The sequence below is a fragment of the Streptomyces sp. NPDC015661 genome, from assembly GCF_043077765.1.
Classification (GTDB): domain Bacteria; phylum Actinomycetota; class Actinomycetes; order Streptomycetales; family Streptomycetaceae; genus Streptomyces.
Genome location: NZ_JBIBST010000011.1, coordinates 1 through 15792, shown reverse-complemented (window position 1 = coordinate 15792; position 15792 = coordinate 1). Strand labels below are relative to the sequence as shown.

The 15792-nt window shown below is 70.4% G+C and carries 14 protein-coding genes and 1 riboswitch; of the genes, 3 read left to right on the top strand and 11 right to left on the bottom strand.

Going from position 1 to position 15792, the window contains the following annotated elements; genetic code table 11:
- Nucleotides 1-11: 11 nt before the first annotated feature.
- A complete protein-coding gene (locus tag ACF07V_RS27845; RefSeq protein ID WP_392158193.1) occupies nucleotides 12-602 on the top strand; it encodes a hypothetical protein in 591 nt (196 codons plus the stop codon).
- Nucleotides 603-932: 330 nt separating this feature from the next.
- Nucleotides 933-1139, top strand: a complete 207-nt coding sequence (locus ACF07V_RS27840; protein ID WP_017238438.1) for a DUF5999 family protein — start codon at nucleotides 933-935, stop codon at nucleotides 1137-1139.
- 82 nt (nucleotides 1140-1221) lie between these two features.
- On the opposite strand, the gene gcvP is transcribed toward ACF07V_RS27840, so the two are convergent.
- Nucleotides 1222-4107, bottom strand: coding sequence for an aminomethyl-transferring glycine dehydrogenase (gcvP, locus tag ACF07V_RS27835; RefSeq protein WP_392158191.1), 2886 nt, complete (start codon nucleotides 4105-4107; stop codon nucleotides 1222-1224).
- 179 nt (nucleotides 4108-4286) lie between these two features.
- Nucleotides 4287-4386, bottom strand: a riboswitch (glycine riboswitch).
- 113 nt (nucleotides 4387-4499) lie between these two features.
- Here gcvP and ACF07V_RS27830 point away from each other — a divergent pair.
- Nucleotides 4500-4874 (top strand): PRC-barrel domain-containing protein, encoded by a 375-nt coding sequence (locus ACF07V_RS27830; RefSeq protein WP_392158190.1) that lies wholly within the window; start codon nucleotides 4500-4502, stop codon nucleotides 4872-4874.
- Between the two features lie 498 nt (nucleotides 4875-5372).
- Here the strand turns inward: ACF07V_RS27830 and ACF07V_RS27825 are convergent, their stop codons facing one another.
- The 10 genes from ACF07V_RS27825 to ACF07V_RS27780 all read right to left on the bottom strand — a co-directional run bounded on the left by ACF07V_RS27825 (nucleotide 5373) and on the right by ACF07V_RS27780 (nucleotide 15605).
- Nucleotides 5373-6734, bottom strand: coding sequence for a DNA polymerase IV (locus ACF07V_RS27825; RefSeq protein ID WP_392158188.1), 1362 nt, complete (start codon nucleotides 6732-6734; stop codon nucleotides 5373-5375).
- A 69-nt stretch (nucleotides 6735-6803) separates the two neighbouring features.
- Complete coding sequence (locus tag ACF07V_RS27820) at nucleotides 6804-7421, bottom strand: MerR family transcriptional regulator (protein ID WP_392158187.1); 618 nt, start codon at nucleotides 7419-7421, stop codon at nucleotides 6804-6806.
- Between the two features lie 192 nt (nucleotides 7422-7613).
- Nucleotides 7614-8087: a bifunctional nuclease family protein gene (locus ACF07V_RS27815; protein ID WP_030686418.1), complete on the bottom strand. Its 474-nt coding sequence runs from the start codon at nucleotides 8085-8087 to the stop codon at nucleotides 7614-7616.
- 125 nt (nucleotides 8088-8212) lie between these two features.
- Nucleotides 8213-8959 carry a MerR family transcriptional regulator gene (locus ACF07V_RS27810; RefSeq protein ID WP_392158185.1) on the bottom strand — a complete coding sequence of 249 codons (747 nt, stop codon included), beginning with the start codon at nucleotides 8957-8959 and terminating at the stop codon, nucleotides 8213-8215.
- Between the two features lie 31 nt (nucleotides 8960-8990).
- Nucleotides 8991-9932 carry an FHA domain-containing protein gene (locus ACF07V_RS27805; protein WP_392158693.1) on the bottom strand — a complete coding sequence of 314 codons (942 nt, stop codon included), beginning with the start codon at nucleotides 9930-9932 and terminating at the stop codon, nucleotides 8991-8993.
- Nucleotides 9933-10011: 79 nt separating this feature from the next.
- The gene (locus ACF07V_RS27800) at nucleotides 10012-10779 is read right to left on the bottom strand and encodes a DUF881 domain-containing protein (RefSeq protein WP_392158183.1); all 768 of its coding nucleotides are present in this window, start codon (nucleotides 10777-10779) and stop codon (nucleotides 10012-10014) included.
- Between the two features lie 245 nt (nucleotides 10780-11024).
- The gene (locus ACF07V_RS27795) at nucleotides 11025-11357 is read right to left on the bottom strand and encodes a small basic family protein (RefSeq protein WP_015032176.1); all 333 of its coding nucleotides are present in this window, start codon (nucleotides 11355-11357) and stop codon (nucleotides 11025-11027) included.
- Nucleotides 11354-12283: a DUF881 domain-containing protein gene (locus tag ACF07V_RS27790; RefSeq protein ID WP_392158181.1), complete on the bottom strand. Its 930-nt coding sequence runs from the start codon at nucleotides 12281-12283 to the stop codon at nucleotides 11354-11356. The genes ACF07V_RS27795 and ACF07V_RS27790 overlap by 4 nt, the downstream gene beginning before the upstream one ends.
- A 101-nt stretch (nucleotides 12284-12384) precedes the next feature.
- A complete protein-coding gene (locus ACF07V_RS27785) occupies nucleotides 12385-14880 on the bottom strand; it encodes a sugar phosphate nucleotidyltransferase (RefSeq protein ID WP_369143054.1) in 2496 nt (831 codons plus the stop codon).
- 116 nt (nucleotides 14881-14996) lie between these two features.
- Nucleotides 14997-15605: a CDP-alcohol phosphatidyltransferase family protein gene (locus ACF07V_RS27780; protein ID WP_392158180.1), complete on the bottom strand. Its 609-nt coding sequence runs from the start codon at nucleotides 15603-15605 to the stop codon at nucleotides 14997-14999.
- Nucleotides 15606-15792: the final 187 nt, after the last annotated feature.

Here is a 15792-nt window from a genome sequence, read left to right as displayed (position 1 = left end):
GGCGACCCACCATGCTCCGACCCTCCCCGGCCCCTGCGCCGGCCCTCCGCAGTGTCCTCGCGGCCCTCGGCTCACCGACCGCCGTCCGCGAGCCGCGAACTCCCGCACTGCGGGCCGCACAGGGACCGCTGAGCCCCGAACGCCCCCTGCCCGTGCACGTCCTCGACGTCACCGGAGCACCGGGGCTCGCACCCCGCACCCGGCTCGTCGGCTGGCGCTTCCTGATCCGGAGCGGGGACCGGGCGATCGCCGCCGCGGACACCATGCTCACCCCGGACGGCTGGGCCTTCTCGCACTTCTTCGAGGGTCCGTACGTCTCCGCCACGGAACAGGCCCTGCTCCAGGCCGAGGCGCTGCCGGTCACCTACCGGCCACAGCTGCTGTCCGTACCGGAGCTCTACATGCTGACGCTCTGGCTGCACACGGACCCGGAGGCGGACGGCACCACCGTCGCCCCGGCCGCGGCCGATCTGATGGTGCCGCTGGCCCCCGCACCCCCGGGGATCGCGGCCCACCGCCCGTACCAGGTCGCCGATCTCCTGCCCGTGCTGAGTACGCGACTCGCGCCGCCGCCCCTCCTGGGCTCGCCGGCGCCCGCCTGATCGACCCCACGCGTCGCCGCCCCGTGACCCGGCCGGGTCACGGGGCGCACTGCTGTCCGAGCCGTGCGCCCGAACGCGCCTCCCGAACGCCCCTCCCGGACGGACTAGCCCGCTGGGACCACCCCGAACCACCCGAAGAGACGGTGCAGTTGACCTGAACCGCCCCTGCGGGTGATGCGTCTTCCCCGGAGAGGACGAGCTGCCGCGAAATACCTGCGGAAGACCGTCCGTGGGGCAAGACTGGGACCGGAACCGAACCGACCGACGGGGGCGGCCATGAGCGAGCAGAGCCGCAGGACATCCACCACGACGCAGCGAAAGAACCCACCCATGTGCCAGCATCAGCCTGCCTGTCCCACCGCCGACTCCGCCGACCGGGAGGCGGCCCGACTGATGGCACACCACCCGGAGCAGGGCTGGAGCCTGCTGTGCAACGGTGTCCTCCTCTTCGAGGACACCGGTGAACTGCTGCCGGACGGGCAGATCATCGCCCCGCACCGGCCGCTGACCGCGGGACAGGTGACGACCGCCGCCTGAAGCCGCGCGGCAGGACACCGTACGAGGGAAACGCCGAGGGCCGGCCCGGAGGAGATCCTCCGAACCGGCCCTCGGCGCGTGCTCAGTTGTCGTACTCGTCCATCGGCGGGCAGGAGCAGACCAGGTTCCGGTCGCCGAAGGCACCGTCGATGCGGCGCACCGGCGGCCAGTACTTGTCGGCGGCCGAGACACCGGCCGGGAAGACCGCCTCGTCGCGCGTGTACGGGTGGTTCCACTCGCCGCCCAGCGCGGCCGCGGTGTGCGGGGCGTTGTGCAGCGGGTTGTCCTCGGCGGGCCACTGACCCGAGGCGACCTTCTCGATCTCGCCGCGGATCGCGATCATCGTGTCGCAGAAGCGGTCGAGCTCGGTCAGGTCCTCGGACTCGGTCGGCTCGATCATCAGCGTGCCGGCCACCGGGAAGGACATCGTCGGCGCGTGGAAGCCGTAGTCGATGAGGCGCTTGGCGATGTCGTCGACGCTGACACCGGTCGACTTGGACAGCGGGCGCAGGTCCACGATGCACTCGTGGGCGACGAGCCCGGCCGGACCGGTGTAGAGCACCGGGTAGTGCGGCTCCAGGCGCTTGGCGATGTAGTTCGCCGCGAGGACGGCGACCTGGGTGGCGCGCTTGAGGCCCTCGCCGCCCATGAGGCGCACGTACGACCAGGAGATCGGCAGGATGCCGGCGGAGCCCCACGGGGCGGCCGAGATCGGGCCGACACCGGTCTCCGGGCCCGCGGTGGGCTGGAGCGGGTGGTTCGGCAGGTACGGGGCGAGGTGGGAGCGGACACCGACCGGGCCGACGCCGGGGCCGCCGCCGCCGTGCGGGATGCAGAAGGTCTTGTGCAGGTTCAGGTGCGAGACGTCGCCGCCGAACTTGCCCGGCTTGGCCAGACCGACCAGCGCGTTGAGGTTGGCACCGTCGACGTACACCTGACCGCCGGCCTCGTGGACCTCGGCGCAGATGTCGGCGACGTGCTCCTCGAAGACGCCGTGCGTGGACGGGTAGGTGATCATCAGCACGGACAGCTCGTCGCGGTACTGGGCGATCTTGGCGCGCAGGTCCTCGACGTCGACCTCGCCGTCCTCCGCCGTCTTGACGACGACGACCTTCATGCCGGCCATCACCGCGGAGGCGGCGTTGGTGCCGTGCGCGGAGGACGGGATGAGGCAGATCGTGCGCTGCAGGTCGCCGTTGGCGCGGTGGTAGGCGCGGACGGCGAGGAGACCGGCGAGCTCGCCCTGCGAACCGGCGTTGGGCTGGATGGACACCTTGTCGTAGCCGGTGACCTCGGCGAGGCGGTCCTCCAGCTCGTTGATGAGCGTGAGGTATCCGGCGGCCTGGTCGACCGGCGCGAAGGGGTGGATCTGGCCGAACTCGGGCCAGGTCACCGGCTCCATCTCGGTGGTCGCGTTCAGCTTCATGGTGCAGGAGCCGAGCGGGATCATGCCGCGGTCGAGCGCGTAGTCGCGGTCCGCGAGCTTGCGCAGGTAGCGCAGCATCGAGGTCTCGGAGCGGTGCGCGTGGAAGACCGGGTGGGTCAGGTACGCGTCGGAGCGCAGCTGCCCGGCGGGAAGCGCGTCCTCGGTGACGGCGTCGAGGGCCTCGACGTCGGCCGTGACGCCGAAGGCACCCCAGACGGCGACGAGCTGCTCACGCCCGGTGGTCTCGTCGCACGAGACGGAGACGAGGTCGGCGTCGACGCGGTAGAGGTTCACCCCGGCCTCGCGGGCGGCGGCGACGACCTCGTCGGCCTTGCCGGGCACGCGGACGGTGAGGGTGTCGAAGTACGAACCGTGCACGACCTCGACGCCACCGGCGGTGAGACCGGCAGCGAGGATGGCGGCGTAGCGGTGCGTACGCTGCGCGATCTGCTTCAGGCCGTCGGGACCGTGGTAGACGGCGTACATGCCGGCCATGACGGCGAGCAGCACCTGAGCGGTACAGATGTTGCTGGTGGCCTTCTCGCGGCGGATGTGCTGCTCGCGGGTCTGCAGGGCCAGGCGGTAGGCGCGGTTGCCGTCGGCGTCGACGGAGACGCCCACGAGGCGGCCGGGCAGGGAGCGGGCGTGCTTGTCCTGGACGGCCATGTAGCCGGCGTGCGGGCCACCGAAGCCCATGGGAACGCCGAAGCGCTGCGTGGTGCCGACGGCGATGTCGGCGCCGAGCTCGCCGGGCGAGGTGAGCAGCGTGAGGGCGAGCAGGTCGGCGGCGACGGTGACGATCGCGCCGAGCTCGTGGGCGGCGTCGACCAGCGGCTTGATGTCGCGGACGGCACCGGAGGCGCCCGGGTACTGGATGAGCACACCGAAGACACCGCGCTCGGCGACCTCGGCGGGAATGCCCTCGCTCAGGTCGGCGACGACGACCTCGACACCGGTCGGCTCGGCGCGGGTCTCGATGACGGCGATGGTCTGCGGCAGGGCGTCGGCGTCGACGAGGAAGACGCCGTTCTTGACCTTGCCGACTCGGCGGGAGAGCGCCATGGCCTCGGCGGCGGCGGTGCCCTCGTCGAGGAGGGAGGCGCCGGAGGTGGGCAGACCGGTGAGGTCGGCGACCATGGTCTGGAAGTTGAGCAGGGCCTCCAGGCGGCCCTGGGAGATCTCGGGCTGGTACGGCGTGTAGGCCGTGTACCAGGCCGGGTTCTCCATGACGTTCCGGAGAATGACCGGCGGGGTGAAGGTCCCGTAGTAGCCGAGACCGATCATCGGGGCGAGGACCTGGTTGCGGTCGGCGAGCGTGCGCAGCTCGGCGAGAACCTCGGCCTCGGTGCGCGCGGCCGGCAGGCCCAGCGCCTCGGCGTTCTTGATGACGTCCGGCACCGCGGCGGCCGTGAGCTCGTCGAGCGAGCCGTAACCGACCTGGGCGAGCATCTTGGCCCGGGCCTCGGCGTCGGGTCCGATGTGCCGCTGCTCGAACGGGATGCCCTGTTCGAGCTCGGAGAGCGGAGTGCGGTTGGCGGTCATGTACGGAGGCCTCCTGGTCGTCACGACCTGCGAGGGGCACCACGGCGCGGGTACCCGGACGGCCTCCCCCTCTGTCATCTCAACCTGAGAGTTTCACCGGCACGCCTCGCGGCCCGCCGGCTTTCACCGTCGGTGAGAGCGGAATGCCGTCGGACATCCGCTCTGCTTTCCAGAGTGACCTCGTCCGCGCGGTACAGGGGCCTGAGAGATTCCGGGGAGGATTTGCTCCTTCGGCGCCCACCGGAAGGTTTCTCCGGGGGACTCTCCCGCACAGGGTCGACAGCCACAACCAGCCTACCAGCGAGGTTGCGGCTTCCATCGCTCAAGTGGCCGACATCCCAGATGTGCACTTTCGTAGGGGTGTAGAGCAGTTGCGACCAGTTGGAGGGACCGTGCAGACCGATATCGATCCGCGCAGCCTGATCGGCCGCAAGGCGTTCGACCGGAACGGGCAGAAGATCGGAACCGTGGACGAGGTGTACCTGGACGACGCGACCGGCATCCCGGAATGGGCCGCGGTCCGCACGGGCCTGTTCAGCAGGGACGCCTTCGTCCCCCTGGAGCCGAGCGCGCTGCTCGACGACGGCCTCCACATCCCGTACGAGAGGGCCCTGATCAAGGATGCCCCGGACTTCGGAGTGGGCCGCCACCTCTCGCCGGAGCAGGAACTCCAGCTGTACCGCCACTACAGCCTGACCCTCCCGCCGCCGCCCCCGGACACCCCGGACAAGGACTTCGGGCACCTGGCAGGCCAGGACGGCACCTGAACCCGCGGCAACACCCACCCACCCAGGGACCACCCCCGAAGGCCCACCAGGCACGCCGCAGGGGCCGACCGAGGGTCAAGCCCACAGGGCTACCAAGGACGCCGCCCAGACCGGCCTGAGGGCCGGCCCAGGGCCCGGGTGACGCACGGCTCCGAACGCCGCCGAGGGCGCTTTCCCGGCACAGGGGAGACCCGCACCTCTGCCCACCCAACCGCACGGTGGTGCGGATGGGAACAACAGCCCGGCCGCCAGGCCGGGAACAACGGCCCGGCCGCCAGGCCGGGAACAACGGCCCGGCCACCAGGCCGGGCACACCCCCCGCCAACGGCGCTCCACCCCCACGGGAGAACCCGCACCTCTGCGCACCAAGCCGCACGGGCGGGGCGGCTGAGCACCTCCAGCCCCGCCCCCAGCCCGGCCCCCGGGCCGCAAGGCCCACGGCCCACGGCCCACGGCCCACGGCCCACGGCCCACGGCCCACGGCCCACGGCCCCAGCCTCACGCCGCCGCATCCCCCCGCACCAGCGGCAACGGCTCCGACGGCTCCAGCTCCGGGTCGTCCACCGCGAAAGTCCGCACCCGCCCGGGCCCGGACCACGGCTCCTCGAACCGCACCGTGACCCGCCCGACCCCGCTCCCCTGGACCCACCCGGCCCCGTACACGGCGTGCCGTACGTCGTGTCCGGGCGCCCACACCCGCTCGGCGGCGGCCTCCGAAGCGGTGGAAAGCGCCGCCTCCACCTCCGCGGCCTCCTCGGGCGCGACCTCGTCCGCCGGCCGCTCCGAGGCCTCCGCCTGGGCGAAGAGATCCTCCTGCGTGTAGTCCGCCAGCCCGCTCACCCCGACCCCCAGCAAGCGCACGCCCCCCGTCGTGTCCACGGCCTCCAGGAGCCGCCCGGCGGCCTCCCGTACGACGCCCGGGTCGTCCGTCGGACCCCGCAGCGTCTCGGACCGGGTGAGCGTCGAGAAGTCGTACCGCCGCACCTTCAGGACGATGGTCCGCCCGGAGTGCCCGGAGGCCCGGAGCCGCCCCACGCACCGCTCCGCGAGCCGTTCGACCTCGATCCGGATCCGGACCCGGTCGTGGAGGTCCACGTCGAAGGTGTCCTCGACCGACACGGACTTGGCGTCCCGCTCGGCCACCACGGGCCGCTCGTCGTACCCCTGGGCCATCCGGTACAGCGAGGCCCCGTGCGCGCGTCCCAGGAGCCGTACGAGCTCGTCCTCGCCCGCTTCCGCGAGGTCGGAGACGGTGGTCATCCCGGCGCGCCGCAGATGCTCCCCGGTGGCCGGGCCGACCCCGGGCAGGATCCGTACCGATCGAGGCCCGAGCAGCTCCCGCTCGGTGCCGGGCTCGATGAGGACGAGCCCGTCCGGCTTGGCCTCCTCGGAGGCGATCTTCGCGATCATCTTGGAGCCGGCGAGCCCCACCGACCCGGTGAGCCCCGTCGTCGCGAGGATGTCGGCCCGCAGCCGCTCCCCCACGGCTCGCGCGCTCGCGCTGTCCTCGGCGACACCACCGGCTTCGAGGTCGACGAAGGCCTCGTCGAGGCTGAGGGGCTCGACGAGCGGGGAGAGCCGCCGGAGCAGCTCCATGACCTGCTCGCTGATGGAGCGGTAGAAGGCGAAGCGCGGCACGAGATACGCGGCGTTCGGCGCGAGCCGCCGCGCCTGGCCCATCGGCATGGCCGAGTGCACCCCGAAGCGACGGGCCTCGTAGGAGGCGGTGGCGACCACACCACGCGGCCCGAGGCCGCCGACGACGACGGGTTTTCCGCGCAGGCTGGGCTTCGACGCCTGCTCGGCGGCGGCGAAGAAGGCATCCATGTCGAGATGCAGGATGGTGGGCGCGGCTCTCACACGTCCGATGCTGCCCTACGCCACTGACAACGCCCCCGAGGCCCGCCAGGCCCCAGGGAACGCGCGCCCTCAGACCGCCTTGTCGCGCCGCCGCCGCGCCAGCTCGTCGCCCGGATTGTGCCCGACCAGCGTCTCGCCGGTGTCGACCCGCTCTCCGTGGAGCTGCGACAGCGCGGCCTCGACGTCACGCCAGACGACGCCGACGGCGATGCCGAAGACGCCCTGCCCGCCCTGGAGGAGGTCGACGACCTCGTCGGGCGAGGAGCACTCGTACACCGTGGCCCCGTCGCTCATGAGCGTCATCCGCTCCAGGTCCCGGAAGCCCCGGGCGCGCAGGTGCTGCACCGCGGCCCGGATGTTCTGGAGGGCCACCCCGGTGTCGAGGAAACGCTTGACGATCTTCAGCACGACGACGTCGCGGAAGCTGTACAGCCGCTGTGTCCCCGACCCGTACGCGGGCCGCACGCTCGGCTCCACGAGTCCGGTGCGTGCCCAGTAGTCCAGCTGGCGATAGGTGATCCCGGCGGCCGCGCAGGCCGTCGGTCCGCGGTAGCCGATCGCCGCGTCGGCGACGCCGGCACCGGTGTCCGTCCCGAAGTCGCCCACACTGCCGTGAAGCGGATACGGACCGCTCTCCTCGGACACACGTCCGAGCGAGCTCCCTGCCGTACCGTCCGCGCTGCTCATCACGCCGACCCTCCGTCCTTGACCTGCCCACACGAAGGTAGGCAGTCACTCGGGGTGCGTCAACGATCGCCACACTCGGCACGCCGAGTGATAATCACCCTGAGAGTGGTTTCGCGTGTCCCTCTCCGGGGAAAGGCTACTCGAATGCTCTGACGGCACCCCGCGAACGGCCTCCGGCCGCACCGCTCCGTCTCACTGGCTGCTGCTCCCGAAGTCCTCCGGTGAGATCTGGTCGAGGAACTCGCGGAACTTCTCCACCTCGTCCTCCTGCTCGTCCGGAATCGCGATGCCGGCGTCGTCCAGCACACCGTCACTGCCGAAGATCGGCGTTCCGGTCCGAAGGGCAAGGGCTATCGCGTCGGACGGTCGCGCGCTCACCTCGACGCCACTGGCGAAGACCAGCTCGGCGTAGAAGACCCCGTCACGCAGATCCGTGATGCGGACCTCGGTGAGCTCCTGCCCCACGGCTTCCAGCACGTCCTTGAACAGGTCGTGCGTCAGCGGCCGCGGAGGAGCCATCCCCTGCTGGGCGAAGGCGATCGCGGTCGCCTCACCCGGTCCGATCCAGATGGGGAGGTACCGATCGCCTCCCACTTCACGCAGGAGCACGATCGGCTGGTTGGAGGGCATTTCCACCCGGACACCCACAACGTCGAGCTCGTTCACACAGCAACCCTAGGACGTGCCCGACCGGTTTGGATAGTCGGGCCCCTCCGGGCCCCCTCCCCGAGTACCCTCCGAGGCCTCCCCGAGCACCCCCGCGCCACGGAAAGCCGGGCCCGGGAAGCGGGTCACTGCAGCCGGATCCCCAGGGCCGTCTGGACGAGTGCCGCGTGCAACCGCACCGACTGCGCGGCGAGCTCCTGCGCGGTGGCCTCCGCATGGGCCCTGGTCTGCGGGTTACGGTGCCGGCGCAGCGGCGCGACCACCTGCTCGATCAGCCCGGCTTCCCGGTCGGCGGCCGCCTTGACGGCCCGCAGGTGCCGGGGTTCGAGACCGAACCTCCCCAGATCCGCGACAAGCCTGGCGACGGTGACGGCCTCGGCGTCGTAGCCACCGCCCTCCGTCTCGGCGATCAGACCGTACGACTCCCACTCGGCGAGCTCGGTCTCGGTCACCTCGGCGGCGGCGATCAGCTCGTCCCGCCCGAGCCGCACGACGGTCGGCGACTCCGCCTCGTCCTGTTCCCAGGCCCCTTCGACGAGGTCCCGCCGCCGCCCGGGCGCCGGAAGCCTGATCTGCTCGCCCCGTTCCAGGGCGTCGAGGTGCTCGCGGATGACCTTCAGCGGAAGGTAGTGGTCCCGCTGCATCCGCAGGATGCGGGCAAGCCGCTCCACGTCCTGCGGGCTGAACTTCCGGTATCCGGAGGCCGTCCGTCGGGGCTCGACCAGCCCCTCGGCCTCCAGGAACCGGATCTTGGAGATCGTCACTTCGGGAAATTCGTCGCGCAGCTGGTTCAGCACCGTGCCGATGCTGACCAGCCGGTCGCCCGCGGTGGCGGTGCCGGATCCGGCACCGCCCATCGGTGTTCGCAGCATGGACCTTCCCTGAAGGGGCTTCCCCGAGGCGTCACACGCCTCGCTGGCTCGAGTAGAAGACCAGCCGGTACTTGCCGATCTGCACCTCGTCGCCGTTGGACAGAACGACCGAGTCGATCGGCTCACGGTTGACGTAGGTGCCGTTGAGGCTGCCGACGTCGGCGACGGTGAAGCTGCCGTCCTGGGCCCGGCGGAACTCGACATGACGCCGGGAGACGGTGAAGTCGTCCAGGAAGATGTCGCTCTGCGGGTGACGGCCGGCCGTCGTCAGCTCGCCGTCGAGCAGGAACCGGCTGCCCGAGTTGGGACCCCGGCGCACCACGAGGAGCGCGGAGCCCGCGGGCAGCGCCTCCACGGCGGCGATCGCCTCGGGAGACAGCGACGGAAGGGCGGTCTGACCGGTGACCTCCGCGTCGTACGCCTCAAGGCCCGAGATGGAGATCGTCGACGTCGTCTCCGACGCACGCTCGGCGGCGACCCCGCCCCGCAGCGGCGTGCCGCAGTGGGAGCAGAAGCGGCTGTCGGCCGTGTTGCGGTGACCGCACCTCGTACACACCGGCATGGACGCATCCTCCTGCCGCGGCTGCCCCGCGGAGGTCTGTGTCGCGTACGGGTCGGACGCAAACCCTCCACCCGTACTTGAGGTTGATGGTTCTCCGAAACCTATGCGGGCGGCACCGGCGGGGTCAACAGAAGACGCGCCCTGTGTGCCCGGAATGTCACCGCCCCGACCGTCGACCTCGTCGCGGAAGAGCGGGCGCTCGCCGCCCTGCTCCTCGCTCTGGGCGTGGCGAGGCGCGGCGTGCTTGGCGTTGCCGCTGTCCTCACGTCCGCTCTTGCCGAACAACTTCGCAAAAAAACTCACGGGCGATTCCCCTTGACCGAAACAGACCCGCCCGTGGGGCAGGACGAACCGAAATCCTTCACACCTGCCGACCCGGACACTTTCACAACGTCCGTATCCTCCGGACAGTTTCCACCACGCACCACCGTTGTGGTGCGCCGACCCCCCGCAACGTCTTGCCCTTGTCGCGGGACCCCCTCCGTCCCCCTCACTGGGAGGACGACTGAGCGTAGTCAGGCCGCTTCGCGGGTCGCAAGGCGTCGACGACGATCTTCGCCGACCGCTCCACCGTGGCTGTGGCCTGCTCCTTCTCCAGGGTCTGCACGACACCACCGGGGATGTTGAGCGCGGGCTCGAGATCCTCCGGCTTGCCGATGACCTTGAAGACGTACGGAGCGGCCACCTTCGTTCCATCGATCCGCATGTCATCACCGCTACCGGTGAAATAACTGTCCGCGACCACCCGGACACCGTTGACCTGGATCGCCTCGGCACCCGCCGCGCGCAGCTCCTGGATGGCGTCGAGCAGCATGTCCGACTCGACCGCCCCGGTGGGATCCCCCACGGTGAGGGTGATGCCCGGCCCCTCGGCGGCGACGCTGCCGGCCAGGATGCCGAGCTGCCGCTCCTTCTCCTGGGTCTGCTTGCGCGCCTCCTCGGCCTGGTCCGAGCTGGACTCCAGCTCGGAGCGCTGCTTCTCGAGGCGCGACTTCTCGTCCTCCAGGCGCTGCGTGCGGTCGTCGAGTTCGTCGAGGATCCGCACGAGGTCCTCCTGACGGGCCCCGCGCAGCGCGCTGTTCTCGCTGGTCGAGGAGACCTGGATGGCCAGGCCGAGACCGAGGACGAACAGCAGGAGCGCGACGACGAGTTGGGCCCGGGTCACCCGCGGCGGCCACAGAGCGGAGGCGAGCCTCCGCCGCCCACTCGGCCCGGCGGCGGCAGGCGCGGCGACGGGCACCCGCGCCTCGGAACCCACGGCCTCGGGCTTCGCGATCTCAGGCGTCTCGGGCGTCGAGGGCGCCGGGGGCGTCGGGGGCGCTTCGGACTTCTCGGGGATCCGAGGCTGCTCAGGGCTACGAGGCTGCTCGGACTCGGGCCTCCCTGACTCGGGCCTCCCGGACTCGGGCCTCCCGGACTCTTGCCGTCCGGACTCTTGCCGTCCGGACTCGGGCTGCTCGGACTCGGGCCGCTCGGAGTTCTGAGGGTTCTCGCTCATCGGCCTCACGCCCGGAAGACGTGCCGCCGGATGGCGGCCGCGTTGGAGAAGATGCGGATGCCGAGCACGACGACCACACCGGTGGACAGCTGCGCGCCCACGCCCAGCTTGTCGCCGAGGAAGACGATCAGCGCGGCCACGACCACGTTGGACAGGAACGAGACCACGAAGACCTTGTCGACGAAGATGCCGTCGAGCATGGCCCGCAGGCCGCCGAACACCGCGTCGAGGGCGGCGACCACGGCGATCGGAAGATAGGGCTCGACCACCGCCGGAACCTCGGGGCGGACCAACAGTCCGACCACGACTCCGACGATCAGGCCCAGTACGGCGATCACGATGTGCCCTTCCCTGTGTCGGCCGTGGCCCGACCGGAGGGCGTCGCCACCCCGGCCCCCCTCGGCTCTGCGGTACGTACGGTCAGGCTCGGCGCGGCCGGCAGGCGCACATCGCCCTCGGCCGAGATCCTGCTCCTGATCCCGAAGTTCTCCACCAGCGCATGCAGGTACTGCCCGTCTGCGCTGTCCTGGAACGCGGTGCTCAGCCGCTGTCCGTCCCCGATCGCGAGGACGGTGTACGGCGGCACCAGCGGCTTGTTGTCGACCAGTATGGCGTCGCCGGCGGCCCGGATCGCGGACAGCGATGTCAGCCTCTGCCCGTTGATCGCGACGGCCTCGGCACCCGACTCCCACAGCCCGTTGATCACCCGCTGCATGTCCCGGTCGCGGACCCGGCCCGTGTCGGAGAAGCCACTGCTCTCCCGCGGACCGCCACCACCGGAATCGGTGCCCTTGGCGTCGTCGACGACGAGCTTCACGCCGGGGCCGTGCACGGCCGTCGCGCCCGAGAGGAGCGCCACGAGCTCGGCCTGGTCGCCGCCGTGCTGCTGCAGAGCCTGCCGCTGCCGGTCCCCGACCTCGGTCCGGATCCGCTCGACGTCCTCCTCCAGCTGATCGGCGGTCGACGTCTCCTTCTCGATCCGGTCGATCAGGTCCTGCCGCTCCTTGGCGACGACCGGCGCGGAGATCCGCGCCTCGGCCGCCCCCACGGTCACCACGACGGCGGCGAGCAGAAGACCCGCGGCGACACCCAGCTTGGCCCGGAGGTTACGGGGCATCCCGCCGCCCTCGGCCGCGCGCCGGGCTGTCGCCTCGGCGTAGCCGTCGTCGAGCGCGTGGTCGATCACGTTGTTCAGCAGCGACATCGACGCGTCCGGACGCGGCGGCGGTGATCCGGTGCTCCGAACGGGGGGCTGCTGCGACATGCCGCACATCGTCGCACGTCGCACGGCCTACCGCCGAATGGCCCCCATGTACGGCCGGGAGGCACCCCTCGGGCACCTCCCGGCCGCGACCGCCCGAACCGTCAGCGACCTGCGCTGTCGACCACCTCGGCCCACTCGTCGAGCAGGGCCTGCGCGGAGGCGTCGTCGGGCCCCTCCGCCCACAGATGGGTGACGGCCTCGGCGGGGTCGGGCAGCACCATCACCCACCGCCCGTCGGCCTCGACCACCCGCACTCCGTCGGTGGTGTCCACGGACCGGCTGCCCGCCGCCTCCACCACCCGGCGCATCACCAGACCCTTCACGGCCCACGGGGTCGCGATGTCCTTCTTCAGGACGTGCGCCCGCGGGATCCGGGCGTCGATCTGGCTCAGCGTGAGCTGCGTCCGCGCGACGAGGCCGATCAGCCGCACGAACGCGGCGGCCCCGTCGAAGACGCTGCTGAACTCGGGCACGATGAACCCGCCGCGCCCGTCGCCGCCGAAGATCGTCGACTCCTCGCGTCCGACCCTCGTGAGGTCGTCGGGCGAGGTGGTCGTCCACTCGACCTGCGTGCCGTGGTACGCGGCGACCTGCTCGGCGATACGAGTCGTGGTGACCGGCAGCGCGACCCGCCCGGACCGCCGCTCGGCCGCCACGAGGTCGAGCATCACCAGGAGCGCGCGGTCGTCCTCGATGATCCGGCCCCGCTCGTCCACGAGCGAGAGCCGCTCGCCGACGGGGTCGAACCGGACGCCGAACGCGGCCCGCGCCGAGGCCACGATCTCCCCGAGCCGTACGAGCCCGGCCCGCCGGCTCTCGGCCGACTCGGTGGGGCGGGACTCGTCGAGCCCGGGGTTGATCGTCAGCGAGTCGACCTGGAGCCGCCCGAGCAGACTGGGCAGAACAAGCCCGGCACTGCCGTTGGAGGCGTCCACGACGACCTTCAGCCCCGCCTCGGCGATCCCGGTGGTGTCGACGTTCCGCAACAGCGAGCCGGTGTAGGAGTCGAACACGCTGGCCGGGAACGACAGGTCGCCGATCTCGCCCGGGAAGGCCCGCCGGTACTCCTGGCGTGCGAACACCCGGTCGAGCTTCCGCTGCCCGCCCTGGGAGAGGTCCGCTCCCCGTTCGTCGAAGAACATGATGTCCACGGAATCGGGCACCCCGGGCGAGGTCCTCACCATGATCCCGCCGGCGCTTCCCCGCGCGGTCTGCTGTCGCGCCACCGGCAGCGGTACGTTCTCCAGGTCCCGTACGTCGATGGCGCTGGCCTGCAGCGCCGAGATCACCGCCCGCTTCAGCGCCCGGGCACCCCGGGAGTGATCACGCGCGGTGGTGACGGTCGACCCCTTCTTCAGGGTCGTCGCGTACGCCCCCGCCAGCCGTACGGCCAGCTCGGGGGTGATCTCCACGTTGAGGATGCCGGAGACCCCGCGCGCTCCGAAGAGATGGGCCTGTCCGCGGGACTCCCAGATGACGGAGGTGTTGACGAAGGCGCCGGCCTCGATCGTCTTGAAGGGGTAGACGCGCACGTTGCCCTGCACGATCGATTCTTCCCCGACGAGGCACTCGTCCCCGATGACGGCTCCGTCCTCGATCCGGGCGGCCCGCATGATGTCGGTGTTCTTCCCGATCACACAGCCGCGCAGATTGCTCTGCTGCCCGATGTAGACGTTGTCGTGGACGACCGCCTTGTGCAGGAAGGCCCCGCTCTTGACGACCACGTTCGAGCCGATGACGGTGTGCTCACGGATCTCGGCGCCGGCCTCGACCTTGGCGTAGTCACCGATGTAGAGCGGTCCGCGCAGCTCCGCCTCGGGGTGAACCTCGGCGCCTTCGGCGACCCACACTCCGGGCGAGATCTCGAAGCCGTCGATGTCGACCTGGACCTTGCCCTCCAGGACGTCCGCCTGGGCTTTCACATAGCTCTCGTGAGTGCCGACGTCCTCCCAGTAGCCCTCGGCGACATAGCCGAAGATCGGCTTGCCCTCCTTCATGAGCTGCGGGAAGACATCACCCGACCAGTCGACCGGAACATCCGCTTCGACGTAGTCGAAGACCTCGGGCTCCATCACGTAGATGCCCGTGTTCACGGTGTCCGAGAAGACCTGCCCCCACGTGGGCTTCTCCAGGAATCGCTCGACCTTTCCCTCTTCGTCGACGATCGTGATCCCGAATTCCAGCGGATTGGGCACCCGGGTCAGACAGACCGTGACGAGGGCGCCCTTCTCCTTGTGGAAGGCGATGAGATCGGAGAGGTCGAAGTCGGTGAGCGCGTCTCCCGAGATGACGAGAAAAGCGTCGTCCTTCAACGCTTCCTCGGCGTTCTTCACACTTCCCGCTGTACCGAGTGGCTTTTCCTCGTTGGCATACGTGAGCTCCATCCCGAGCTCTTCTCCGTCGCCGAAGTAGTTCCTGACGAGAGAGGCGAGAAACTGCACGGTGACGACGGTCTCGTTGAGACCGTGCCTCTTGAGCAGTCGTAGGACGTGCTCCATGATCGGCCGGTTCACCACCGGCAGCAGAGGCTTGGGCATGCTCGAGGTCATGGGGCGAAGGCGGGTTCCTTCGCCACCGGCCATCACAACGGCCTTCATGTCGGAAGCGTCCTCCTTGAAGAGACGACGGTCCTGCCGACTTCACCTGTCCGCTCAGGGGCCCTCGGACGTCCTCGTTGTTGCCGGCGACGCTGCTCGACACAGGACAGACGGGCTCAATCGGCCGCGGTATCCGCCTTCACGAGTCGACGGACCTGGACCACGTAGAGGATCCCTGCCCACCAATACAGAGTTGTACCCCATCCGGCGAAGGCCCACCCGAAAACTTCAGCGAGTGACGAAAGCCAACCCGTTCCGTCACTGAGAAGCAGCAGCGGGAACGCGTACATCAAGTTGAAAGTGGCAGCTTTCCCGAGGAAGTTCACCTGCGGCGGCGGGTAACCGTGCCGGCGGAGGATTCCCACCATCACGAGCAGCATGGCCTCGCGCGCCAGGAGAGCGGCGGTCAGCCACAGTGGCAGGATCTCCCGCCACGTGAGTCCGACGAGAGTGGACAGGATGTACAGACGGTCCGCGGCGGGGTCGAGCAGCCGGCCGAGGTTGCTGATCTGGTTCCAGCGCCGGGCGAGTTTGCCGTCGAGGTAGTCGCTGATGCCGCTGAGCATCAGCACGAGCAAGGCCCAGCCATCACTGTTGGGACCGCCGAACACAGGTCGGAGAATCAGCCACAGGAACAGTGGCACACCCACGAGCCGAGCCATGCTCAGGATATTGGGGATGGTGAGGACCCGGTCGGTCTGAACGCGAGTCTCCTGGACCTCCACCCGGGGGCCTCCTGCTGGGAACGTACGGACGATGCCCCCCGACCTTACCCTCAGCCACAACACCGCCGTGCACAGGGGCACCGCCTGGCGGCAGAACGCAAAAATGCCTCAACCCCCGGACATGGTCCGGGGGTTGAGGCTAATGATTGTTCGGCGGCGTCCTACTCTCCCACAGGGTCCCCCCTGC

Coding starts and splice junctions, on each gene's coding strand:
- ACF07V_RS27845 (WP_392158193.1), top strand. CDS start 12: ATGCTCCGACCCTCCCCGGCCCCTGCGCCGGCCCTCCGCAGTGTCCTC.
- ACF07V_RS27840 (WP_017238438.1), top strand. CDS start 933: ATGTGCCAGCATCAGCCTGCCTGTCCCACCGCCGACTCCGCCGACCGG.
- gcvP (WP_392158191.1), bottom strand. CDS start 4,107: ATGACCGCCAACCGCACTCCGCTCTCCGAGCTCGAACAGGGCATCCCG.
- ACF07V_RS27820 (WP_392158187.1), bottom strand. CDS start 7,421: ATGAGCAGCGCGGACGGTACGGCAGGGAGCTCGCTCGGACGTGTGTCC.
- ACF07V_RS27810 (WP_392158185.1), bottom strand. CDS start 8,959: ATGCTGCGAACACCGATGGGCGGTGCCGGATCCGGCACCGCCACCGCG.
- ACF07V_RS27790 (WP_392158181.1), bottom strand. CDS start 12,283: ATGTCGCAGCAGCCCCCCGTTCGGAGCACCGGATCACCGCCGCCGCGT.
- ACF07V_RS27785 (WP_369143054.1), bottom strand. CDS start 14,880: ATGAAGGCCGTTGTGATGGCCGGTGGCGAAGGAACCCGCCTTCGCCCC.